Source organism: Phenylobacterium sp. (genome assembly GCF_036263695.1).
Classification (GTDB): Bacteria; Pseudomonadota; Alphaproteobacteria; order Caulobacterales; family Caulobacteraceae; genus Phenylobacterium.
On sequence record NZ_DATAGM010000039.1, the window covers coordinates 1 to 22076 of the forward strand.

27 protein-coding genes are annotated in these 22076 nt (G+C 70.1%); 15 read left to right on the top strand and 12 right to left on the bottom strand.

Features of this window, described 5'->3' with window-relative positions:
- Together VHK87_RS01400 and alr are read left to right on the top strand one after the other, a co-directional pair.
- A partial coding sequence (locus tag VHK87_RS01400) for a replicative DNA helicase (RefSeq protein WP_329633106.1) occupies positions 1-1425 on the top strand: 1425 nt, incomplete at its 5' end.
- 49 nt (positions 1426-1474) lie between these two features.
- Positions 1475-2566, top strand: a complete 1092-nt coding sequence (gene alr / locus VHK87_RS01405; protein ID WP_329633132.1) for an alanine racemase — start codon at positions 1475-1477, stop codon at positions 2564-2566.
- Between the two features lie 113 nt (positions 2567-2679).
- Here alr and VHK87_RS01410 read toward each other — a convergent pair whose 3' ends face one another.
- Entirely contained in the window at positions 2680-3855 is a 1176-nt protein-coding gene (locus tag VHK87_RS01410; protein ID WP_329633107.1) for a Yip1 family protein, read from the bottom strand.
- 134 nt (positions 3856-3989) lie between these two features.
- Here VHK87_RS01410 and radA point away from each other — a divergent pair, with 134 nt between their 5' ends.
- The 5 genes from radA to VHK87_RS01435 are packed head-to-tail and all read left to right on the top strand — an operon-like array spanning position 3990 to position 9221.
- The gene (gene radA, locus VHK87_RS01415; protein WP_329633108.1) at positions 3990-5360 is read left to right on the top strand and encodes a DNA repair protein RadA; all 1371 of its coding nucleotides are present in this window, start codon (positions 3990-3992) and stop codon (positions 5358-5360) included.
- 9 nt (positions 5361-5369) lie between these two features.
- Positions 5370-5975: a CvpA family protein gene (locus VHK87_RS01420; protein WP_329633109.1), complete on the top strand. Its 606-nt coding sequence runs from the start codon at positions 5370-5372 to the stop codon at positions 5973-5975.
- Entirely contained in the window at positions 5972-7462 is a 1491-nt protein-coding gene (gene purF / locus VHK87_RS01425) for an amidophosphoribosyltransferase (RefSeq protein ID WP_329633110.1), read from the top strand. The genes VHK87_RS01420 and purF overlap by 4 nt, the downstream gene beginning before the upstream one ends.
- Before the next feature lie 44 nt (positions 7463-7506).
- Complete coding sequence (locus tag VHK87_RS01430) at positions 7507-8478, top strand: bile acid:sodium symporter family protein (RefSeq protein WP_329633111.1); 972 nt, start codon at positions 7507-7509, stop codon at positions 8476-8478.
- Positions 8475-9221, top strand: coding sequence for an SDR family NAD(P)-dependent oxidoreductase (locus VHK87_RS01435; RefSeq protein ID WP_329633112.1), 747 nt, complete (start codon positions 8475-8477; stop codon positions 9219-9221). Before VHK87_RS01430 ends, VHK87_RS01435 begins: the two co-directional genes overlap by 4 nt.
- Here the strand turns inward: VHK87_RS01435 and der are convergent.
- Genes der through VHK87_RS01450 form a run of 3 tightly spaced genes read right to left on the bottom strand, consistent with a single transcriptional unit; the run spans position 9127 to position 12896 of the window.
- Positions 9127-10722, bottom strand: coding sequence for a ribosome biogenesis GTPase Der (der, locus tag VHK87_RS01440; RefSeq protein WP_329633113.1), 1596 nt, complete (start codon positions 10720-10722; stop codon positions 9127-9129). The two genes, VHK87_RS01435 and der, sit on opposite strands and share 95 nt — an antisense overlap.
- A 24-nt stretch (positions 10723-10746) precedes the next feature.
- Positions 10747-12138 (bottom strand): PQQ-like beta-propeller repeat protein, encoded by a 1392-nt coding sequence (locus VHK87_RS01445; RefSeq protein ID WP_329633114.1) that lies wholly within the window; start codon positions 12136-12138, stop codon positions 10747-10749.
- Complete coding sequence (locus VHK87_RS01450; RefSeq protein WP_329633115.1) at positions 12135-12896, bottom strand: tetratricopeptide repeat protein; 762 nt, start codon at positions 12894-12896, stop codon at positions 12135-12137. Before VHK87_RS01450 ends, VHK87_RS01445 begins: the two co-directional genes overlap by 4 nt.
- A 189-nt stretch (positions 12897-13085) precedes the next feature.
- Here VHK87_RS01450 and VHK87_RS01455 point away from each other — a divergent pair, with 189 nt between their 5' ends.
- Complete coding sequence (locus tag VHK87_RS01455) at positions 13086-13796, top strand: hypothetical protein (protein ID WP_329633116.1); 711 nt, start codon at positions 13086-13088, stop codon at positions 13794-13796.
- On the opposite strand, the gene panB is transcribed toward VHK87_RS01455, so the two are convergent.
- From panB to VHK87_RS01485, 6 genes are all read right to left on the bottom strand, one after another.
- Entirely contained in the window at positions 13775-14602 is an 828-nt protein-coding gene (panB, locus tag VHK87_RS01460) for a 3-methyl-2-oxobutanoate hydroxymethyltransferase (protein WP_329633117.1), read from the bottom strand. The genes VHK87_RS01455 and panB overlap by 22 nt on opposite strands.
- Before the next feature lie 5 nt (positions 14603-14607).
- Positions 14608-14988 carry a hypothetical protein gene (locus tag VHK87_RS01465; protein WP_329633118.1) on the bottom strand — a complete coding sequence of 127 codons (381 nt, stop codon included), beginning with the start codon at positions 14986-14988 and terminating at the stop codon, positions 14608-14610.
- Complete coding sequence (locus VHK87_RS01470; protein WP_329633119.1) at positions 14981-15571, bottom strand: RNA polymerase sigma factor; 591 nt, start codon at positions 15569-15571, stop codon at positions 14981-14983. Before VHK87_RS01470 ends, VHK87_RS01465 begins: the two co-directional genes overlap by 8 nt.
- Positions 15572-15598: 27 nt before the next feature.
- Entirely contained in the window at positions 15599-15991 is a 393-nt protein-coding gene (locus VHK87_RS01475) for a DUF6249 domain-containing protein (protein ID WP_329633120.1), read from the bottom strand.
- Between the two features lie 147 nt (positions 15992-16138).
- Entirely contained in the window at positions 16139-16864 is a 726-nt protein-coding gene (locus VHK87_RS01480) for a class I SAM-dependent methyltransferase (RefSeq protein ID WP_329633121.1), read from the bottom strand.
- 3 nt (positions 16865-16867) lie between these two features.
- Positions 16868-17281, bottom strand: coding sequence for an EVE domain-containing protein (locus VHK87_RS01485; protein ID WP_329633122.1), 414 nt, complete (start codon positions 17279-17281; stop codon positions 16868-16870).
- A gap of 135 nt (positions 17282-17416) precedes the next feature.
- Here VHK87_RS01485 and VHK87_RS01490 point away from each other — a divergent pair, with 135 nt between their 5' ends.
- Positions 17417-17824: a GFA family protein gene (locus VHK87_RS01490; RefSeq protein WP_329633123.1), complete on the top strand. Its 408-nt coding sequence runs from the start codon at positions 17417-17419 to the stop codon at positions 17822-17824.
- 18 nt (positions 17825-17842) lie between these two features.
- Here the strand turns inward: VHK87_RS01490 and VHK87_RS01495 are convergent, their stop codons facing one another.
- A complete protein-coding gene (locus tag VHK87_RS01495; RefSeq protein ID WP_329633124.1) occupies positions 17843-18265 on the bottom strand; it encodes a VOC family protein in 423 nt (140 codons plus the stop codon).
- A 116-nt stretch (positions 18266-18381) separates the two neighbouring features.
- Here VHK87_RS01495 and VHK87_RS01500 point away from each other — a divergent pair, with 116 nt between their 5' ends.
- The 6 genes from VHK87_RS01500 to VHK87_RS01525 all read left to right on the top strand — a co-directional run bounded on the left by VHK87_RS01500 (position 18382) and on the right by VHK87_RS01525 (position 21041).
- Positions 18382-18708: a metalloregulator ArsR/SmtB family transcription factor gene (locus VHK87_RS01500; protein WP_329633125.1), complete on the top strand. Its 327-nt coding sequence runs from the start codon at positions 18382-18384 to the stop codon at positions 18706-18708.
- A complete protein-coding gene (locus VHK87_RS01505) occupies positions 18705-19115 on the top strand; it encodes an SRPBCC domain-containing protein (protein ID WP_329633126.1) in 411 nt (136 codons plus the stop codon). The genes VHK87_RS01500 and VHK87_RS01505 overlap by 4 nt, the downstream gene beginning before the upstream one ends.
- Before the next feature lie 32 nt (positions 19116-19147).
- Positions 19148-19375, top strand: coding sequence for a hypothetical protein (locus VHK87_RS01510; RefSeq protein WP_329633127.1), 228 nt, complete (start codon positions 19148-19150; stop codon positions 19373-19375).
- A gap of 4 nt (positions 19376-19379) precedes the next feature.
- The gene (locus tag VHK87_RS01515) at positions 19380-19790 is read left to right on the top strand and encodes a DUF1801 domain-containing protein (protein ID WP_329633128.1); all 411 of its coding nucleotides are present in this window, start codon (positions 19380-19382) and stop codon (positions 19788-19790) included.
- A gap of 1 nt (position 19791) precedes the next feature.
- Complete coding sequence (locus tag VHK87_RS01520) at positions 19792-20202, top strand: DUF1801 domain-containing protein (protein WP_329633129.1); 411 nt, start codon at positions 19792-19794, stop codon at positions 20200-20202.
- Positions 20203-20291: 89 nt separating this feature from the next.
- Entirely contained in the window at positions 20292-21041 is a 750-nt protein-coding gene (locus tag VHK87_RS01525; protein WP_329633130.1) for an SDR family NAD(P)-dependent oxidoreductase, read from the top strand.
- 13 nt (positions 21042-21054) lie between these two features.
- On the opposite strand, the gene guaA is transcribed toward VHK87_RS01525, so the two are convergent.
- On the bottom strand, positions 21055-22076 hold a 1022-nt coding region (guaA, locus tag VHK87_RS01530; RefSeq protein ID WP_329633131.1), incomplete at its 5' end, for a glutamine-hydrolyzing GMP synthase.

The window sequence follows — 22076 nt, forward strand, 5'->3', positions numbered from 1 at the left end:
AACGTCGAGGCCGAGCAGGCGCTGCTCGGGATTCTGCTCTACGACAACGCCGCCTTCGAGCGGATTGGCGACCAGCTGCAGTCGCGCCACTTCTTCGAGCCGTTTCATTCGCGGCTCTACTCGGCCATCGAGACCCACATCCGGAAGGGCCAGCTGGCGGAGCCGATCCTGCTCGCCGAGCAGTTCGCCCGCGACCCCAGCTTCGAGGAGCTGGGCGGGGTGCGCTACCTCGCCGACCTGGTGGACCGCGCCCCGGCGGCCGCCAACGCCTTCGACTACGCCCGGGTGATCTATGACGCGGCGCTGCGCCGCGACCTGATCCGCATCGGCGGCGACATCGCGGTCACCGCACAGACGGCCGATCCCGACCTATCGGCCAAGGACCAGATCGAGCACGCGGAACAGGCGCTCTACGCGTTGGCCGAAAGCGGCGGACAGAGCCAGGGCTTCGTGCCCTTCGCGGACGCGCTGCGCGGCGCGGTGGCCATGGCGGCCGAGGCCCACGGTCGGGCCGGCGGCCTGGCGGGCCTCTCCACCGGCCTGATCGACCTCGACCGCAAGCTCGGCGGCCTGCACCCGTCGGACCTCCTGATCATCGCCGCCCGCCCCTCGATGGGTAAGACGGCGCTGGCCACCAACATCGCCTTCAGCGTGGCCAAGAACTACGCCTGGGAGCCGCAGCCGGACGGCTCGCGCAAGACGGTCTCCGGCGGCGTGGTGGCCCTGTTCCAGCTGGAAATGAGTCCCGAGCAGCTGGCCATGCGTATGCTGGCCGAGCAGTCCGGCGTTTCCGGCGACCGGCTGCGCAAGGGCGAGATCGACGCCACCGAGTTCGGCCGGATTCGCGACGCCGCCCTCGAGATCCAAGACGCGCCGCTCTACATCGACGCCACCGGCGGCATCTCCATCGCCAAGCTGGCGGCCCGGGCGCGGCGCTTGAAGCGGTCGGTGGGCCTGGACCTGATCATCGTCGACTACCTGCAGCTGGTCACCGCCGGCGAGGGCAGCAAGACCGACAACCGGGTTCAGGAAGTCAGCTTCATCACCATGAGCCTCAAGGCTCTCGCGAAAGAGCTGCACGTGCCGGTGATCGCCCTGTCGCAGCTGTCGCGTCAGGTGGAGAACCGAGAGGACAAGAAGCCCCAGCTGTCGGACCTGCGGGAATCCGGCTCGATCGAGCAGGACGCCGACTGCGTGATGTTCGTCTACCGGGAGAGCTACTACCTGGGCCGCGCCGAGCCGCGGGAGAACACCGAAGAGCACTTCAAGTGGCAGGAGCAGATGGACCAGGTCCGCGGCGTCGCCGAGGTGATCATCGGCAAGCAGCGTCACGGCCCGATCGGCACCGTGAAGCTGGCCTTCAACGAAGACCTCACCAAGTTCGGCAACCTCGCCCATGACGGCCGCTACCGCGACGACGACTGAGGCTGCAAAGCCCGTCGCCTCGCCCGGCGCGCCGGTCTATGGGGGCGCCATGCCCTCCCCGACTCGCGCGCGCCTGACCATCGACCTGGACGCGCTGGCGGCCAACTACCGCACGATCCGCCAGACCGCCGCCGGGACCGAGGTCGCCGCCGTGGTGAAGTCCGACGGCTATGGCCTGGGCGCCGGACCCGTCTCGCGGCGGCTTTGGCGTGAAGGGGCGCGCAGCTTCTTCGTGGCCCGTCTCGACGAGGGCGAGGCGCTGCGCGCAGCGCTCGGCGATCGCGAGGCTGACATCTATGTTCTGGACGGCCTGACGGCGACGTCGGGTCCCCGGCTTGCGGCCGCTGGGCTGACGCCGGTGCTGAACACCGTCCCGCAGGTGGAGGCGGCGATCGCTTTCGCGGCGGGGGCGGGCCGCCTCCTACCCTGCGCCCTGCACGTGGACACAGGAATGAACCGCCAGGGCTTAGCGGCGGACGAGGCGCGCGCCATCGCCGCCGCGCCCGGACGGCTCGCCCGCCTGGACGTGCGGCTGGTGATGAGCCACCTGGGCAGCGCCCATGATCCGGCCGATCCGCGCAACGGCGAGCAGCTGGCGCGCTTCCAGGCCGTGCGACCGCTGTTCCCCGAGGCGCGCGCCAGCTTTGCCAACTCGGGCGGGACCTACCTGGGGTCCGCGTACCGGTTCGACATGGTCCGCCCGGGCATCAGCCTCTATGGCGGCGGACCGGAAGAGCGGCCGGACCCGGCCATCGCCGCCGTGGCGAAGCTTGAGGCCCCGGTGCTCGACCTGCGCCGCATCGCGGCCGGCGAACACCTGGGCTACGGCTCAGGGCTGGTGACGCAGCGCCCCACCCGCGTGGCCATCGTCGGCGCCGGCTATACCGACGGCGTGATCCGCGCCGCCCGGCACGGCGGCTACGCCTGGCTCGCCGGCGCCCGCCGCAAGCTCCTGGCCGTGACCATGGACCTGACCATCGTCGAGACCGACGAGGCGCCGGTGCAGATCGGCGAGATGGCCGAGCTGCTCGGCCCCAACGCCCTGCTGGACGACCTCGCCCGCGCCGCCGAGACCGTGGCGCACGAAGTGCTCGTGCGCCTCAGCGCCCGGGCCGAGCGGGTGTATCTCGGCGAAGTCTGAGTTTCTCATTATCGTCATCCCGGTCGAGCGTAGGGTGAGCCGGGACCCAGATCTCCCCGCGTGGCCGCCGGGTCCCGGATCGGCCGGTCGGCCGTCCGGGATGACGGTTGAACTTACTCCGCGCTGGCCAGTTGCTCGAGGCGGCCGGCGTCGACGGAGGCTACGGCGGCCTTCAGCTCATCGACGGTGACGCCGTCGCCCTCGGCTAGAACCATGAAGCGCTCGCCAACCATCACGCCATAGGAGCCGTGGCGGCTGTTGCTGTCGTACTCCTCGATGGTGAGGCGCCCATCCACCTCGCCGATCCGCTCGTGCTTCCCGTTCTCCTCGGAGGACGATTCCATGTTGAACGCTCCGCCAAGCGCGGCGAGCGCGCTCAATGCGCCGGCGTCGATGAGGTTGAGGGTCATGCGCGTGTCGCCCCTAACGTAGGTCGCCGTCGCCGATGATCCCTCGATACCTGCGACGCTGCGGCGACCGGTGGTGAGTTCGGTGCGTTCGAATCCGGCGATGGTGGCCGGCAGATGGGACTTGAAGGCCTCAGGGTCCGCCGCCTCGACCCCCTCGCCGCCAGCCGCCGCCGCGAGCTGCTCGGCGAGCTTGTCGGCCGCAGCTTTGGCGTCCCTACGGTTCACGGTCACGCTCTCGTCGCCGATCCGGATCTGCACGTCGTCGGCATCCCGCACGCCCAGCGAGCGGATCTCACTGGAGATCGACGCCATGATGATCGCGATGACCACGGCCGCCAGGATGCTGACCGCGATGTAGGGCGCCGACTTTTCCGGCGAGCTTCGCATCAGCCGGGGCAATCCGAGGTAGAGCAGGTAGAGCCCGTACAGGCTCGCCAGCAGAGCCACCGCCGCCAGCATTGGGATCAGCAGGAGGACGCCCGCCACCCAGACGGCCGTATACGAGTAGGCCGCCACCTTGAAGGCCTTCACGCGGTTGCGCTGGCCGCCAAACTGCGGGGCGAGCAGATCGACGATCAGAGCCAGTACGAAGACGCCGGCCAGGGACAGGAGATAGGTGGAGACCGCCTCGAACAGAATCGCCGTGAAGGAGAAGCGGACGCTGATGACCCCAAAGTTCAGGCCGCCGAAGATGAGGTGGCCGAGAACCAGGCAAATGGGCGGTATTGCCGCGAGGATCAGGACGTAGCCCTTGTAGATCGACCCGAGGCTCGCCGGTTCCGTATCGATCACATCCCACGTCGGTCCCGGCCGCAGCAGGATGTCCTTCACCCGCTGGATCAGCTTCGATTGTGTCGATCCCGGCTCCACAACGCTCATATTCACTCCCGCTCCCCGCCATGGGGTCGCAGGACAGGGTAGCCGATGCCGACAGGCGGGCAAACGGGACTGGGTCGCACAGACGGGGCTTGCCGGCCCGCGTACACTTGCCGGAAGTCGAATCAGGAGCGTCCATGGCCCGCGACGGCGCCGTCTATGCCTGCCAGGCCTGCGGGGCCACCCAGACCAAGTGGGCCGGCCAGTGCGCCGCCTGCGGGGCGTGGAACACCTTGGTCGAGGAGATCCAGAGCCGGCCGCCCGGCGCTCTGGCGCCTGCCAAGTCGTCGGGTCGCGGCCGGGGCCTGGCCTTCGAAGGGCTGGAGCAGCAGACCCCCGCCCCGCCGCGCATCTCCACCGGCGTCGAGGAGTTCGACCGGGTCTGCGGCGGCGGCGTGGTGCCGGGCTCGGCGATCCTGCTGGGCGGCGACCCTGGCGTCGGCAAGTCAACCCTGCTGCTGCAGGTGGCCGCCTCGGCGGCGCTGAAGGGCGCGGCCTGCGCCTATATCTCCGGCGAGGAGGCCATCGAGCAGGTCCGCTCGCGCGCCCAGCGGATGGGCCTGGCCGCCGCGCCGGTGAAGCTCGCCGCCGAGACGGCGCTGCGGGAGATCCTGGAGGGCCTGAAGAAGGAGCGGTTCGACCTCGTCATCATCGACTCCATCCAGACCATGTGGAGCGACGCGCACGAGGCGGGCCCAGGCTCGGTGACCCAGGTTCGCGCCGCGGCCGGCGAGTTGGTCCGCTTCGCGAAGAAGCGGGGCGTCGCGGTGATCCTGGTCGGCCACGTCACCAAGGACGGCGCGATCGCCGGCCCACGGGTGGTCGAGCACATGGTGGACGCCGTGCTCTCCTTCGAGGGCGAGCGGGGCTATCCGTTCCGCATTCTGCGGGGGGCGAAGAACCGCTTCGGGGCCACCGACGAGATCGGCGTCTTCGAGATGGGCGACATCGGCCTCACCGAGGTGCGCAACCCCTCGGCGCTGTTCCTCAACACCGCCGGCGAGCGGGCGGCGGGCGCGGCGGTGTTCGCCGGCATCGAGGGCTCGCGGCCGGTGCTGGTGGAGGTGCAGGCGCTGGTCGCCCCGTCCGCCTACGGAACACCGCGCCGGGCCGTGGTCGGCTGGGATTCCGGGCGCTTAGCGATGGTTCTTGCGGTGCTGGAAGCGCGCTGCGGGCTTGGTTTCGGCGACCGGGATGTCTATCTCAACGTAGCGGGGGGCCTGCGGATTTCCGAACCGGCGGCGGACCTGGCGGCGGCGGCGGCCCTGGCTTCCTCGGCCCTGGACCAGGCCCTGCCGCAGGACTGCGTGGTGTTCGGCGAGATCAGCCTGTCCGGCGACGTCCGGCCGGTCAGCCGGATGGAGAGCCGGCTGAAGGAAGCCGCGAAGCTCGGCTTCCGGCGCGCGCTCGCGCCAAAGGACGCCGAGGGCGGGGCCGGACTTTCCGTCCGGGGCGCCGCGCGGCTGGCCGACGCGATCCAGCGGATCGGCGACGGCGACTGGGATTAGGACGCTTACATGACCCTCTTCGACGTCATCGCCCTGGCCGTCCTGGCGGTCTCGGCCATCGTCGGCTTCGCGCGCGGCGGCGTGCGCGAGATGATCAACGTCGTCTCCCTGATCGTCTCGGCCCTGGTCGCGGTGTTCGGCCTTCGGGTCTCAGGCCCGATCCTGCGCGGCATGATGGACCCGGATTGGACCGGAAATGTCGCAGCCGTGGTGATCGTCTTCGTCGGCGCCTATATCGCGCTGCGTGTTGGCGGCGCCTTCCTGGCCCGGAGACTCCACGCCACCCAGGCGCTCGGGGCTCTCGATCGCGCAGTCGGCACAGGCTTCGGCCTGCTTCGCGCGCTGGTTGTCTTGGGAGCTTTCGCCCTGGTGTTCAATGCGGCCACACCGCCGGAAAGAGTGCCCCAGTGGATCAGCGGTGCGGCGCTTTACCCCTTGACCGCGGCGGCGGGAGAGGTGCTGAAAGCCTTCGCGCCTAAGGGCCTGGACATGGCGGGACAGCTGAAGCCCGCCCTGGAGGACGCCGTCCGTGACGGCTCCCGCGATCCGGCGGACGGCGGCTATGACGCCAAGGCCCGTAAAGGGCTCGAGGATGTGCTGGAGAAGACCCGATGAACTCGGTTAGCGACCGCTGGTCCCCGGCGCCGCGCGACCCACTGGACGATACGCTCCGGCTGGAATGCGGCGTCTACGGAGTCTTCGACGTGCCCGAGGCGGCGGCGATCACCGCCCTCGGCCTCCACGCCCTGCAGCACCGCGGCCAGGAGGCCTGCGGCATCGCCACCTTCGACGGCCAGCGCTTCCACACCGAACGGCACATGGGCCATGTGGGCGACGCCTTCACCGGCGCGGACCTGGTCCGGCGCCTGCCGGGCACCTCGGCCATCGGCCATACCCGCTACTCCACCGCCGGCGGCAGCTTCATCCGCAACGTCCAGCCGATGTTCGCCGACCTGCAGGCCGGCGGCGTGGCGATCGCCCACAACGGCAACCTGACGAACGCCCTGACCCTGCGCGAGCAGCTGGTCGAGGAAGGCGCAATCTTCCAGTCGACCTCGGATTCCGAGGTCATCCTCCACCTCATCGCCCGCTCCCGGAAGGGCCGGATCGTCGACCGCTTCATCGACGCCCTGTCGCGGATCGAAGGCGGCTACGCCCTGGTGGCGCTGACCAACAAGAAGCTGATCGGCGTGCGCGATCCGCTGGGTATCCGCCCGCTGGTCCTGGGCGAGTTCCAGGGCCGCTACGTGCTGGCCTCCGAGACCTGCGCGCTCGACATCATCGGCGCGAGCTTCGTGCGCGACATCGAGCACGGCGAGATGGTGGTGATCGACCAGGACGGGCTGAAGAGCCTGCGCCCCTTCCCCGCCCAGCGCGCCCGCCCCTGCATTTTCGAGTACGTCTACTTCGCCCGCCCGGACTCGGTGGTGAACGGCCGATCCGTCTACGAGGTGCGCAAGCGAATGGGCCAGCGGCTGGCCCAGGAGATGCCGGCCGACGTGGACGTGGTGGTGCCGGTGCCGGACTCCGGCGTGCCGGCCGCCCTCGGCTTCGCCCAGGAAGCGGGCCTGCCCTACGAGCTCGGCATCATTCGCAACCACTATGTGGGCCGCACCTTCATCGAGCCGACGCAGGGCCTGCGCGAGCTCGGGGTGCGCATGAAGCTGTCGCCCAACCGCTCCGTCCTGGCCGGCAAACGGGTGATGCTGATCGACGACTCCATCGTACGCGGCACCAACTCGGTGCGCGTGGTGCGAATGGTGCGCGAAGCCGGCGCGGCCGAGGTGCACCTGCGCTCCGCCTCGCCACCGCTGATGTATCCCGACTTCTACGGCATCGACATGCCGGACCGCGACAAGCTACTGGCCGCCAACAAGAGCCTCGAGGAAATCCGCGAGTTCATCGGCGTCGAGACCATGGGCTTCCTGTCGGTCGAGGGGCTCTACTGGGCGATGAACAGCGCCCCACGCGACCCGGTGCACCCGCAGTTCACCGACCACTACTTCACCGGCGACTACCCCACCCGCCTGCTCGACCGCGAGATCGCCGAGGGCCGCAACGAACAGACCGAACGGCAGCTGTCGTTCCTGGTCGGGGCGTGAGGCGCCAGCAGCGGCGCCGCCTTAGCGGGCGCATCTAAGCCGCCGTGAAGTCGCTTCTCGCCCGCGTCTCCATCGATTGGTACCTCCTGGCCATCGTCGGGATGGTCGTGCTCGCCTCGATCCTCCCGGCCCGCGGCGAGGCGGCCGAGCATGTGGGCCTGGCCACCAAGGTCGGGATCGCGCTGGTGTTCTTCCTGCATGGGGCCAAGCTGTCCCGCGAGGCGGTGATCGCCGGGATGATCCACTGGCGGCTGCACCTGGTGGTCCTGGGGATCACCTTCGTGGTGTTCCCCATCGCGGGGCTAGGCGTGGCCGCCCTGCCCGCCTGGATCACCCCGCCTGCGCTGGCGGCGGGCCTGGTGTACCTGGCCTGCCTGCCCTCGACGATCCAGTCGGCCATCGGCTTCACGGCCATCGCCCGGGGCAATGTGGCGGCGGCTGTTTGCGGCGCCTCGGCCTCCAACCTGCTCGGGATCGTGGTCACGCCGTTGCTCGTGGGCGCGCTGCTGAGCGCCGAGGGCGGCGTCTCCTTCTCATCCGTTGAAGCGATCCTGTGGCAGCTGCTGGCGCCCTTCGTCCTGGGCCAGATCGTCCACCCGTTCGTCGGCGGCTTCATGAAGCGCTATGCCAAGCCGCTGCAACTGGTCGACCGCGGCTCGATCCTGCTGGTGGTCTACAACGCCTTCTCCGGGGCCGTGGTGGCCGGCATCTGGAGCCAGGTCTCGATCCCCGACCTCGTGCGGCTGACGCTGATCTGCCTGGTGCTGCTGGCAGCCTCGTTGGCGCTCAGCGTCTGGCTGGCCCGGGCCCGCGGGTTCTCCGCCGAGGACGAGGCGACCATCGTGTTCGGCGGGTCGAACAAGAGCCTGGCCGCCGGGGTGCCCATGGCCGGCGCCCTGTTCCCGGCCGCCACAATGGGCTTCGTCCTGCTGCCTGTGATGCTCTATCACCAGTTCCAGCTGATGGCCTGCGCCGCCATCGCCCAGCGCTACGCCAAGAGAGCTCCGTCCGAATGACCGACAAGACCCTGGAGGGCCGCATCGCCCTCGTCACCGGCGCCAGCCGAGGCATCGGCCGCGCCGCCGCGCTCGCCCTCGCCGACGCCGGCGCCCACATCGTCGCCGTGGCCCGCACGCAGGGCGGCCTCGAAGACCTGGACGACGAGCTCAAGGCCCGCACCGGCCAGGCCGCCACCCTGGTCCCGATGGACATCGCCGACGGCGACGGCCTTGACCAGCTCGGCTTCGCGATCCACCAGCGCTTTGGGCGGCTGGACATCCTGGTGCACGCCGCGGCCATCCTGGGCGGTATCAGCCCCATCAGCCATGTGGACCTGAAGACCTGGGATCGGGTCGTCGCCATCAACCTGACGGCCAGCTACCGGCTGATCCGCTCGACCGAGCGGCTTCTGCGCCAGGCGCAAAGGCCTCGGGCGATCTTCCTGACCAGCGGCCGGGTCGCCCGGCCGAAGGCGTTCTGGGGCCCCTACGGGGCGACCAAGGCGGCCCTGGAGCACCTGGTCCGCACCTGGGCCGACGAGCTGGAGAACACCCCGATCCGGGCGGTGCTGGTCGATCCGGGCGCGATGCGAACCAAGATGCGCGCCGAGGCCATGCCGGGCGAGGATCCGCTGACGCTGCCGGAGCCGTCCGAGATCGGTCCGCTTATCGTGGAGCTCGCGGACGCCGACCTGGGCCTGCCCCACCAGACGGTCGGCTTCCAGGCCTGGAAGGCTTCGCGCCGGGTCCTTTCGGCCTGAACCCGCCGGCCTTGACGGCGGCCCGGGCCTTGCCGCCCAGCACGCGGTCGGTGGTCCCGGCGGACTTGGGCTTCGGCTTGGGCTTGCCGCCGGTCAGCTTGACCCGGGCGGCCTTGGCGCCGGCGGGCGTGGCCCAGGACGGCGCTGGCCGGCCCTCGCCTTCCGCCTCCGCGTAGGGGTTCTTGCCCGACTTCACTGTCAGCCGGATCGGCACGCCGGGCAGGTCGAAGCTCTCGCGCATCGAATTGATCAGGTAGCGGCGGTAGCTGTCCGGCAGCTGGTCGGCCCGGCTGGCGAACATCACGAACGTCGGCGGCCGGGCCTTGGTCTGGGCGACATACTTGGGTTTGATCCGGCGCCCGTTCACGGCCGGAGGCGGGTGCCGCTGGATGGCCATGTGCAGCCAGTCGTTCAGGTCCCGCGTCTTGACCTTGGTCGACCAGTCCGCGTGCACCTTGAACACCGCCGGCATCAGCCGGTCGAGGCCGCGGCCGGTCTCGGCCGAAAGCGCCACGATCGGCGTGCCGCGCACCTGCGGCAGCAGTCGTCCCGTCTCCTCGATGATCTCCTTCAGCCGCGCCTGCGGATCCTCCACCAGGTCCCACTTGGCCAGCACGAACACCAGGCCCCGGCCCTCGCGCTCGACCAGGTCGGCGATCTGCAGGTCCTGAATCTCCAGCGGGTGGGTGGCGTCCATCACCAGGATGACCACCTCGGCGAAGGTGATCGCCCGGATGCTGTCCTGGGTGGAGAGCTTCTCCAGCTTCTCCTGCACCTTGGCCTTGCGGCGCAGGCCGGCGGTGTCCACCAGCCGCACCTGCCGGTCCTGCCAAGTCCAGTCGACGGGGATGGCGTCGCGGGTGATGCCGGCCTCCGGGCCGGTCAGCAGCCGGTCCTCGCCGATCAGCTTGTTGACCAGGGTGGACTTGCCGGCGTTCGGGCGGCCGACGATGGCGATCCGCACCGGCTTGTCGCCGAGCTCCTCTTCGTCCTCGTCCTCGTCGTCGGCGGGCGCGAGGGCGACCAGCGCGGCGTAGAGCTCGCCCATCCCCTCGCCGTGCTCGGCCGAGAGCTCCACGGGCTCGCCCAGGCCCAGGTCGAAAGCCTCGAGCGCCCCGGCCTCACCGGCCTTGCCCTCGGCCTTGTTGGCGATCAACACGACCGGCTTGTCGTGCTTTCGCAGGATCTCGGCGAACACCCGGTCGAGGGGGGTCACGCCCTCGCGGGCGTCGATGACGAACAGAGCGACCTCCGCCTCGGCGATGGCCCGCTCGGTCTGGATGCGCATTCGCGCCTCCAGGCTCTCGTCGGTGACGTCCTCGAAGCCGGCCGTGTCGATCAGCTCCAGGTCGATGTCGCCAATCCGGCCGGTTCCGAACCGGCGGTCGCGGGTCACGCCCGGACGATCGTCGACGATGGCGAGCTTGCGGCCAGCCAGCCGGTTGAACAGCGTGGACTTGCCGACGTTCGGCCGACCGACGATGGCGATCTTCAGGGGCATGGCTCTCTCAGTATCCTGCGTGTCTTAACGCAGGGCGATGAGCTCCGCCTCGTCCGTCGCCACGTAGATCATGCCGCCCGCGGCGATCGGAGCCAGCATGGCCGGCGAGCCGATGTTCATCGAATGCTCGACGGCGCCGGTCTTGGGGTTCAGCGCCACCAGCCGTCCCCCGCTCGAGACCATCACCAGCCGGTTCGAGGCCAGCAGCGGGCTCGACCAGATCGGCCGCACGGTGCCGCGCCGCTCGAAGAAGCCGAAGAAGCCGCCGCCGCCGGCGTCCTGATCGATCCCCTCGTTGAGGTCGCGGATCCAGTACACCTGGCCGGAGTCGCGGTTAACACAGATCACCTCGCCGGCCTTGGAGACGACGTAGACCACGTCGCCCGCCGGCCAGGGGGTGGTGATGCCTGTGACCGGCAGGGTCCAGCGGGCGGAGCCGGTGCGCAGGTCCACCGCCGCGAAGACGCCGGAGTGGCTCACCGCGTAAACGTCGCCCTGGTAGATCACCGGGCGGCCGGGGATGTCGCGGATCTCCGACAGCGCCGTGGTGCGGCTGGCGCGCGACAGGGCCTCGGCCCACAGATCGTTGCCGTTGGCGACCCGCAGGGCCACCAGTTCGCCCGAGCCGAAGGCGGCCACGACCGTGTCGCCCGAGACGGCGGGGCTGGACGCGGCCAGCACGCGGGCCGGTTCGGTGAGCGCCTGATAGGTCCAGCTCGGGTCGCCGGTGGCGGCGTCGAAGGTCAGGAGCGTGTTGTCGATGGAGACGGCCATCACCCGGCCGCCGGCGACCGTCGGCGCGCCGTGCACCGGCTGCTCGGTCTCGCGCCGCCAGCCGACCGCGCCGGTGGCCGCGTCCAGCTGTACGACTAGGCGATAGCCGGAGGTCACGTAGACCTTGCCGTCGGCGTAGGCCAAGCCGCCGCCGAACGCCTCGCGGTCGCGGCGGTTGGTGGAGCGCAGCTCGGCGCGCCAGATCTCGCGGCCGGACTGGGCGTCGCGGGCCGAGACGTTGGCGGTGCCGTCCATCACGAACACTTTGCCGTCGGCGACGATCGGCGGGGCGGTGACGTGCTTGCCGCGCTCGGAGCCCTCGCCGAAGCGCTGGCGCCAGGCGATGCCGAGACCCTGGCCGGCGTCTACATGCTCCACGGCCTGCTCGAGCGAGCCGCCCGGCAGCGGCCAGTCGGCCTTGGCCGACGGGGCCGGCAGGTTGAAGTCCTGACCGGCGATGGCCTCGGTCACCTGGACAGTGCTCTCAGCGCCGACGATGGGGATGCGCTCACCTTCGGCGGCGACTTCCTGCGGCTCGTCGTCACCGCCGAAGGGGTTGAGCCGGCTCACCGTCGAGCAGCCGGCGACGGTCAGCGAGGCCGCCAGTACGGCGATCAGGGACGTGCGGCGATGTAGGATCATTGGGTCCGGGGGGCTTGCTGTTGCGGCGCAGGCGGCGCGGTCGGGGCGCGCGGCGCAAGTTGGGGGTCAGGCAGGGCGGCGGCGGCCTTCAGCGCCTCCGGCATGGCCTTGGCCGTGCCGGAGTCGATAAGCTCCACGGCGGCCGTAGCCCGCTGGCGCACGCCCTCGGGCGCATCCAGCAGGTCCTTCAGGGCCGAGAAGTCCTTGCGGGCGCCCTGCAGGTCGCCGGCCGAGAGCTTGGCGAACGCCAGGGCCTCTTCGGCGAGGATGCGGTAGGGCCGGTCCTCCTTGCTCAGCGGCTCGAGCCTTTCCTGGATCTGGGCCAAGGGGGCCGAATCCATGAGCGCGAAGGCGGATTTGAGGCGCGCGGCGTCGCCGAGCATCTCGTCCGGCGCGGCGGTGGCCGCCTCGTCGAACAGCTTCACCGCCTCGTCGCGCTTGCCTTGGGTCATGCGGATGCCGCCCTGCTGCATCAGGGCGAGCGCCTTGTAGGCCCGAGACGGCGAATCGGCGACCTCGCCGAACAGCCGATCGGCCTCGTCGGTGCGGTTCTGCTGCAGGGCCTCGAGCGCCGCGGCATACTGCTCGGAGGCGCCGGCGGACGCCCGCTGGCGGTATTCCTGCAGGCCCCAGACGCCGAGCGCGATGAGCAGCGCGGCCGCCAGGGCGCCCAGCACCCAAGGCAGGGCCTTGAGGGCAAGCGCCTTGTAGCGGTCGGAGCGAAGCTGCTCCTCGACCTCCTCGAATAGATCGACCACGTGTGGGGAACTCCGCGCTCAGGCGACCTTGATGGTGCGGCGCGAACCTATAGCGCTCGCCGCGCGCCCGCAACGGCGCCGGCCGGAGCTATGCCGACGCAGCCTCCCGCGCCGTTAACCGTGCCGGCTTACGACGGCTGAACCCAGACGGGCGCAATTCCTTCCGCGCACAGTGACGGGCGGATCCTGATGAGCGTGAACGACACCACCACCTACCTCACGAGCCCGGGCCGGACGCAGCGGCTGGCCCTGATCATGGCGCTGGGCCTGCTGGCGGCGAACCTGTTCGCCCTCCAGACCATTGAGGCGCTGGCGCCGATGATGGTGGCGCTGAGTTGCGTGCTGGCCCCCATCGCGGCGCTGACCGGGCTGCTGCCGCGGCGGGCGCTGGTGCCGCCGGTGATCGTCGAGGCCAACGTCGTCTACCGGCCCCTCCCCGAGCGCTGGGTGCGGATGTGGATGCTGGCGGCGCCGGCCTGCTGGCTGCTGGCCGCCCCCCTCGCCATCCTGGCGCATGAGAACGGCGTGTTCATCGCCGCGGGCGTCGGCCTGGTCTGCGCGATCGTGGCGCTCGAGCTGGCGGCGCGGGTCAGCTTGGAGGGGGTCAGCTTCTCGGTGGACGAGGGCGGGATCTACTGCGCCTCCACCATGCGCCGGCCGGTCCCCTGGACGGCGGTCCGCGGCGTGCGGCAGGTGGGCCGCGGCGACTCGGCGGCGCTGGTGATCGAGACCGCCCGGCCGCGCGACTATGTGCAGCTGTGGCTTGCGCTTGTGGCGCCCTCGCGGCAGGTGCGGCTGACCTTGGCCGACATGACGCCGGACGAGCGCCGGCTGGTGCAGGAACGCGTGCTGCGCCGGCTGGAGCGCAGCCGGAAGGGTCAGCCGGCCTTCGCGAAATAGATCTCGGCCGGGCCCGGGAAACGACGCGCACGGACGTCGTCGGCGTAGGCGCCGACCGCCCGCCCGATCTCGGCCCGTAGGTCGCCGTAGCGGCGGACGAACTTCGGCGTCCAGTCGAACAGGCCCAGCATGTCGTCGGTGACCAGGATCTGGCCGTCGCAGCCGGCCGAGGCGCCGATGCCGATGGTCGGGGCCGCGATGGCCTCGGTGATCTCTCGGGCCAGCCCCTCGGCGACGCCCTCCACCACGACCGCGAAGGCGCCCGCCTCGGCCGTGGCCTTGGCTTCCTCGAGAATCCGCTTGCGCTCGTCGCCCCCGCGGCCCTTCGCCTTGAAGCCGCCGTCGACGTTGACCGCCTGGGGCCGCAGCCCGACGTGGCCCATCACCGGCACGCCGCGCTGGACCATGTAGGCGATGGTGTCGGCCACCGTTGGGCCGGCCTCCACCTTGACCGCCTGGCAGCCGGTCTCTTTCAGGATCCGCACCGCGTTGGCGTAGGCGGTCTCGGCCGCCCCTTCGTAGGAGCCGAAGGGCATATCCACGACGACCATGGCCTTGCGGGCGCCGCGCATCACCGCCTGGCCGTGCAGGATCATCCTCTCCCTGGTGACCCCGACCGTGTTCGGCAGGCCATGCACCACCATGCCCACGGAGTCGCCCACCAGCAGCAGGTCGCAGTGATCGTCGAGGATCTCGGCGACCGGGGTGGAGTAGGCCGTCAGGCAGACGATCGGGGTCCCGCCCTTGCGGGCGGCGATCTCCGGCGTGGTGACCCGCTTCACCGTCTCCTGGCGCTGGGCTGACATGGGCTCTAGATCTCCTCGATCATCCGGGTGATCACGAAAGCGATCGCCAGCCCGGCAAGACCGGCGGCGAGCCAGACCACGTTGCCGGCGCCCGACAGGGCGTTCAGCCAATCCGATTGCGCGGCGACCTCGCTGACGCCCGCCGACAGCAGCCGGGCCGGCCCTTCGGCGGCGCTCTGCAGGTCCTCGGCGAAATTGCTCAGCACCAGCTGGCTGGCCCCGATCACCCCGCCGGCCACGCCGGCGACGCCGATCAGCGCCCGCCTGGTGGCCCAGCCGCGGTCGAGCCGCCGCTCCACGCGGGCGGCGAAGGGCTCGGAGTCGGGAAAGGCGGGCGCGTCGGCGAACAGCCGCTCGAGACGGCGTTCGAAATCGACCTCAGCCATTGCCGCGCCTCCCTTCGAGAGCTGCGCCGTCATCCGGCGCCAGTCGCGCTCTGAGTTTCTCCAGACCACGTTTGACATGGGATTTGACCGTTCCAAGCGGCATGTTCAAGGCTTCGGCGGCCTCGCCGTGGGAAACCCCCGCGCCGTAGCAGAGCGAAACGCACAGCCGCTCGACGGGGGCCAGGCCCTTCAGGCCGTCGTCCAGGTCGATCAGGCCGGCGGCCTCGCCCTCGCCGCGCGGCGCCGGGTCCGCCTCGGCGGCGCCCTCCGCTAGGATCGTCAGCAGCCGCCGCTCTCGCTGCAGCCGGCGCAGGTACCCTCGCGCGGCGATGCGCTTCACCCAGCCGCCGAACGTCCCCTCACCCCGGAACTCGGTGATCCGCTCGAAGGCGGCCAGGAAGGCGTCCTGAGCGGCGTCGTCGGCCTCGGCGGGCGCCGCGCCCATCCGGCGCAGCAGGCCGCGCACCGCCGACCCGTGGCGGCGGACCAACTCGCCGAAGGCGCGGCGGTCGCCGGTGGCGGCGTGGCCGGCCAGCTCGACGTCGTGCAGGCTGGCGTACCTGATCTGTTGGAGGCCCGGCATGGGCGTCTACCCCCGTCCCAGGCCCGGCTAGCTCTTCTTCCGACCGACCGCCCAGAGCACGATGAAGGCCAGGCCGATGAAGCCCGGGATAGCCGCGACGCCGATCATCACATGTGTGGCGTCCGGCTCGTTGAAGCCGATGAAGTAGCCCATCAGGGCGATGCCGAAGCCGACGGCGAGCCACACGATTCCCTGGCGCAGGTCCTGATCGGGGTGCCGGTAGGGGCCGGCGCCGCCCTCTTTCACCGGCTGGGTCATCGCCTGCACGATCTCAGGCGGGATCGGCTCGCCGCGCTCGACTGCGGCGCGCAGGGTGTCCTGCAGCTTCTGCCGCTCGATGCTTCGGAAGTAGCGCGGAATGATCACGATCGCCGCGATCATCGCGAATAGCCCCAAGGGGACGAGGATACTTTCGTCCATCAGTCAAATCTCCTCTCGATGCTGCGGAGCCCTCATCCGAGCCCCTTCTGATAGCAAGAGACTTGGCCGTGCGCTTCCGGATGCGCGCCCACGTATGAAATCTTCGTCATGAGTCCGGGCCTTAGCGCCATAGGCGCACGCTCCCGGCTAGGCCCGAGGGCGGGCCTCGTAGATGTTCACGTCCATTTCGCCGGCCCGGGCGCGGTCGGCGCTCACCGTCCAGCCGAGAGCCTCGAGCCAGGCCTGGAACCCCTTGGCGGTCGGCCGGCCCGGCTCTCCGAGGATCAGCGCTCCGCCCGCCGCGAGGCGGCGGCGGGCGAAGGCCTCGATGTAGGGCCACTGGCTGACCTCGTAGAGGACGTCGGCCCCGACGATCAGGTCGAACGGCCCCGGCAGGTCCTCGCCCCGCCAGTCGCAGCGGGCGACGTGGCAGCGCTCCGCCCAGGGCAGTGTGTTCAGGCGCGCGAACAGCAGGGCGGCGGTGTCGATGTCGCCGAGGGTGACCTGCGCACCGAACATGGCCATCGCGGCGCCGGCCATGCCCATGCCGCAGCCCAGGTCCAGGGTGCGGACGCCCGCCAGCGGCGCCGTCTCCGCGCGCCTGGCCAGATGCTCGGAGACGGCGACGCCGCTCTCCCACACCGCGGCCCAATAGGGCACGTGCAGCTCGCGCCGGGGCGCCACCCCCTGCTCGCGCAGCGTCTCCAGCCGGCAGACCTCGTCGAGCACCGCGTTCGGATCGGCGACGCGGATGAACCGCAGCGCGTATCCGGCGATGTCCAGGGTGTCCTCGGCGATGTCGAACTCCCGCCGGATGCGGGCCAGCAGGCGCGCCCTGGCCTCGTCGGGCGCCAGGTCTGCAGGCGCGCCCATGCCTCAGCCGCCGGCCATGTCGAGGATCCTGCGCCAGTCCTCGTCGCTCACCGGGGCCACTGAGAGCCGGCTCTGACGGAGGATGGCGAGGTTGGCCAGCGCCGGCTCCGCCTTGAGCTGAGCCAGGGTGACAGGCCGCTTCAGCGCCCGCTCCGCCGCCAGCTCGACGGCGACGAAGCGGCCGGCCTCGTCGCTGGGGTCGGGGAAAGCCTCGCGGACGACCTTGGCCACGCCGACCACCGCCTTCTCGTCGCCCGAGTGGTAGACCAGCACCTCGTCGCCTGGGCGCATGCCCTTCAGGTGCAGGGCGGCGGCGTTGTTGCGCACCCCGTCCCAGACGGTGCGTCCGTCCCGCGTCAGATCGGCGTAGCTGTAGGTGTCGGGCTCGGATTTCACGAGCCAGTGCGATGCGGCCATGGCGCCCTTCCCGCGATCTTCGCCTGCTTCCTAGACGAGGCGGCCCGTCTTCTCCAGCGCCTCGCGAGCGGCGCAATTGTGGGCGAACCTCGTTCCGCGGCCGCGCGGCGGCCGGGATTGCGGATGGAGCAAGGCGTGGCGAAGAGAACCTATCAGGGCAGCTGCCATTGTGGACGTGTGCGGTTCGAAGCCGATCTGGACCTGGCGGAGGGCACCGGACGCTGCAACTGCAGCTTCTGCAGCAAGTCGCGGTGGTGGGGCGTCAACACCAACCCCGAGGGCTTCCGCCTGCTGGCCGGCGAGGGCGAGCTGGGCGACTATCAGTTCGCGACGATGAGCGGCCACCACCGGTTCTGCCGCAACTGCGGGCTGCACGTTTTCGGGCACGGCTATGTGGAGCAGCTCGGCGGGGAATTCAGGTCGGTCAGCGTGGCGGCGCTGGACGGGCTGAGCGACGCCGAGCTTGCGGCGCTGCCCATCCAGTACGGCGACGGCCGCAACAACAACTGGATGAACCCACCGGCCGAGACGCGGCATCTATAGGACAGCGTCAGCCTCCGTTCAGTCGGCCGGCAGGAAGTCCGGGTTCCAGACCACCTCCCAAACGTGGCCGTCGAGATCGCGGAAGTAGCCGGCATAGCCGCCCCAGAAGGTGTCCTGCGGCGTCTTGAGGATGTCCGCCCCCGCCGACCTGGCCTGGGCGATGGTCGCGTCCACCTCGTCGCGGCTGGTGACATTATGGCCGATGGTGAAGGCGGTGGAGCTGACCGGCGTCAGCGGCAGCCCGGTGTCGTGGGCGAGGTCGGCCTGCGCCCAGATCGCGAGCTTCAGGCCGCCGGCAAGGTCGAAGAAGGCGACCGCGCCGTGCTCGAACTCGCGGCCGACGATCCCCTCGGTCGGCAGGCCCAGCCCATCGCGATAAAAGGCGAGCGCGCGTTCGAGGTCCGCCACGCCCAAGGTGAGGACGGAGATCCGTGGTCTCATGCCCAATCGCTCCGACACCCTGCACCGCGTGTCAATCTGGGCCGGCCCAGCACAACTGGGTTGACGAATTGATATCTATCCGGTTATGGATTTCTGAAATAGCCGACAGGTTATCGATGTCCCCGACCAACCCCGACCTGCTGTTCAGAGCGCTGGCGGACCCGACCCGGCGGGGCCTGTTCGAGCGGCTGTGCCGTGAGGGCGAGCAGACCGTCGGGGCGCTGACCGCCGGAGCCGGCGTTTCGCAGCCCGCGGTCTCGAAGCACCTGGGCGTCCTAAAGCAGGCGGGGCTCGTGCGCGACCGCCACCAGGGCCGCCAGACGCACTACAGCCCGCGGCTCGAGGCCCTGCGCCCGCTCGTTGACTGGACGGGCGAGATGGAGGGCTTCTGGAAAAGCCGCTTCGACGACCTGGAAGACCTGCTCAGAAGGATGGACCAATGACCGCCGCCGTCCCGGAAACCCTCTCCGTCGTCGTCGAGCGTGAGATGCCGTTTCCGCCGGAGAAGATCTGGCGGGCCCTCACCCAGCCCCACCTGATCGAGGAGTGGCTGATGAAGGCCGACTTCAAGCCCGACGTGGGCCACGACTTCAGCTTTCGCGCCGACTGGGGGGTGATCAACTGCAAGGTGCTGGAGCTCGAGCCGCAGAAGAGCCTGGCCTACAGCTGGGACGCCTACACGCTGCGCAGCGTGGTCACCTGGACGCTCACGCCGACCGAGGCCGGGACGCGCCTGCGCATGGAGCAGACCGGGTTCCAGTCCAATCAACCGCAGTTCTATCAGGGCGCCCAGGCCGGCTGGCCGAAGTTCTTCGCGAATCTGGAGCAGGTTCTGGGGCGGCCGGAGTGACGCCCGCACGGTTGTCTTCTGAGGAGGTTCCGTTGAGCTTGAGCAAATCGGTACGTCAGATCCACCGCTGGATCTCGATCGCATTCACGATCGGCGTCATCATCAACGTCATCGCCTACAGCCAGGGAGAGCCGCCATTCTGGGTGGGCCTGCTGGCGCTGCTTCCGCTTATCCTGCTGCTGCTGACCGGTCTCTACTTGTTCGCGCTGCCCTACGCCATTGGATGGCGCAACGGCCGCCGTCTCGCCCGACAGGAGTGATCCGATGCCCGGAAAGACGTGCGATAACCCGACAGCCACCGCGACGGCGTCGGCCTCCGAGCTGATCGACCAGCGGATCGAGAAGCTGGGCGACTGGCGTGGGAAGACCCTTCAGCAGGTCCGCGAGATCATCCGGGCGGCCGACCCGCAGATCGTCGAGGAATGGAAGTGGGAGAACCCGGTGTGGTCCCGCGGCGGGATCATCTGCACGGGGGAAACCTACAAGGCGGCCGTCAAGCTGACCTTCGCCAAGGGCGCCTCGCTGGCCGATCCCGCCGGCCTCTTCACCTCCAGCCTGGAAGGGAAGGTCCGGCGCGCCATCGACATCCGAGAGGGCGAGGAGATCAACGCGGCGGCGCTCCAAGACCTGGTCCGCGCCGCCGCCGCGCAGAACCTCAGGGGCAAGGGGAGCTGAGGTGGGCGAGGCGCCGAAGCTCCTCTCCGGCGGCAACCCGCAGATCCCGAAGGGTTACGGCGACGGGCCGGTGCAGGCCTACATCAGCGCCATGCCGGGCTGGAAAAGCGCCGTCGGCCGCCGAATCGACGCGTTGGTTGTCCGCACCGTCCCGGGCGTGCAGAAGGCCGTGAAGTGGAACTCGCCGTTCTGGGGCATGGAGAAGGACAGCTGGTTCCTGAGCCTCCACTGCTACGACAAGTACATCAAGGTGGCCTTCTTCCGCGGCGCCCGGCTCGAGCCCGTCCCGCCCGAACCCTCCAAAAGCGGCGACACCCGCTATGTCCACATTCGCGAGGACCAGCCGCTGGACGAGACCCAGTTCGCCGACTGGGTGAGACAGGCGAGTGAGCTGCCCGGCGAGAAGATGTGAGGAGCTCGGCGCGGCGGGGCTGCGCGCGTGCGGACCTCCTGCGCCGGACGGGCGTTTACGCCGCCGTCTCAGGCGATGCGGAGGGAACGATGGCGGAGTTCGACGGAAAGGTCGCGCTGGTCACCGGCGCGGCGACGGGATTGGGCGCGACCATCGCCGAAACGCTCCACGCCCGTGGCGCGCGGGTGGTGCTGGCTGGGCGCAGCCTGGACGGCGTGGCGCGCCTGGCCGAGCGTCTCGATCCCACCGGGGAGACGGCGCTGCCGCTCCTCGCCGACGTCCGATCCCCAGAGGCGGTCGAGCGGATGGTCGCCGAGACGGTCGGGCTGTTCGGCGCGCTCCACCTGGCGGTCAACAACGCCGGGATCACCGGAACGCCTGGACCGATCGAGCACGCGTCCGTGCAGGAGTGGAACGACGTGATCGCCACCGACCTCAGCGGTGTCTTCTTCGGACTGAAGCACGAGCTGCCTGCGATCGAGCACAGCGGCGGCGGGGCCGTCGTCAACCTGTCCTCCGCCAACGGGGTCGTCGGCTTGGCGAATCTGGCGGCCTACACCGCAGCCAAGCATGGCGTCGTGGGCCTGACACGCACGGCCGCGCTCGAGTACGCCCAGCGCGGCGTCCGGGTGAACGCCGTCGCGCCCGGCTATGTGGATACGCCTCGCATGCGGATGACGGCCGACGAGATCCGCTCCGGCATGGCGGCCAGCCACCCGATGGGCCGCATGGCCGAACGGATCGAGGTCGCCGAACTCGTCTGCTTCCTGCTCTCCGACAGGGCGGCCTTCATGACCGGCGGCGTCTACCCGATCGACGGCGGCTATACGGCCCAGTGAGCGAGCCGGGCCCCTACTCCCACTCGATTGTACCCGGCGGCTTCGAGGTCACGTCGTAGACCACCCGGTTGATGCCTTTGACTTCGTTGATGATCCGGGTGGCGGTGCGGCCTAACACCTCCCACGGAAACTCGAAGAAGTCGGCGGTCATGCCGTCGGTGGAGGTGACGGCGCGAAGAGCGCAGACCTCGTCGTAGGTGCGGGCGTCGCCCATGACGCCGACGGTGCGCACCGGCAGCAGGACGGCGAAGGCCTGCCAGATGGAATCGTAGAGGCCGGCCTTGCGGATCTCGTCCAGGTAGATGGCGTCGGCCTTCTGCAGGACGGCGACCTTCTCGGGGGTGACCTCGCCGGGGATGCGGATGGCCAGGCCCGGGCCGGGGAACGGGTGGCGGCCGACGAATTCCGGCGGCAGGCCGAGCTCGACGCCGAGGGCGCGGACCTCGTCCTTGAAGAGCTCGCGCAGCGGCTCGACCAGCTTCAGCTTCATGAAGTCCGGCAGGCCGCCGACGTTGTGGTGGCTCTTGATCACCGCCGAGGGCCCGCCGCGGGCCGAGACGCTCTCGATCACGTCCGGATAGAGGGTGCCCTGGGCTAGGAAGGCCGCGCCTTCGATCTTGGCGGCCTCGCGGTCGAAGATCTCGATGAACAGGCGGCCGATGGTCTTGCGCTTGGTCTCCGGGTCGCTGACGCCGGCCAGGCCGCCGAGGAATTCCTTTGATGCGTCAACGTGGATCAGCGGAATGTTGTAGTGGTTCCTGAACAGGGTGACGACCTGTTCGGCCTCGTTGTGGCGCAAGAGGCCGGTGTCGACGAAGACGCAGGTCAGCTGGTCGCCGATGGCCTCGTGGATCAGCACCGCGGCCACGGAGGAATCGACGCCGCCGGAGAGACCGCAAATGACCTTGCCGTCGCCCACCTGCTCGCGGATCCGGGCGATGGCCTCGTCCCGGAAGGCGGACATGGTCCAGTCGCCCTTCAGGCCGGCGATCTTGTGGGTGAAGTTGCGCAGCATCAGCGCGCCGCGCGGCGAGT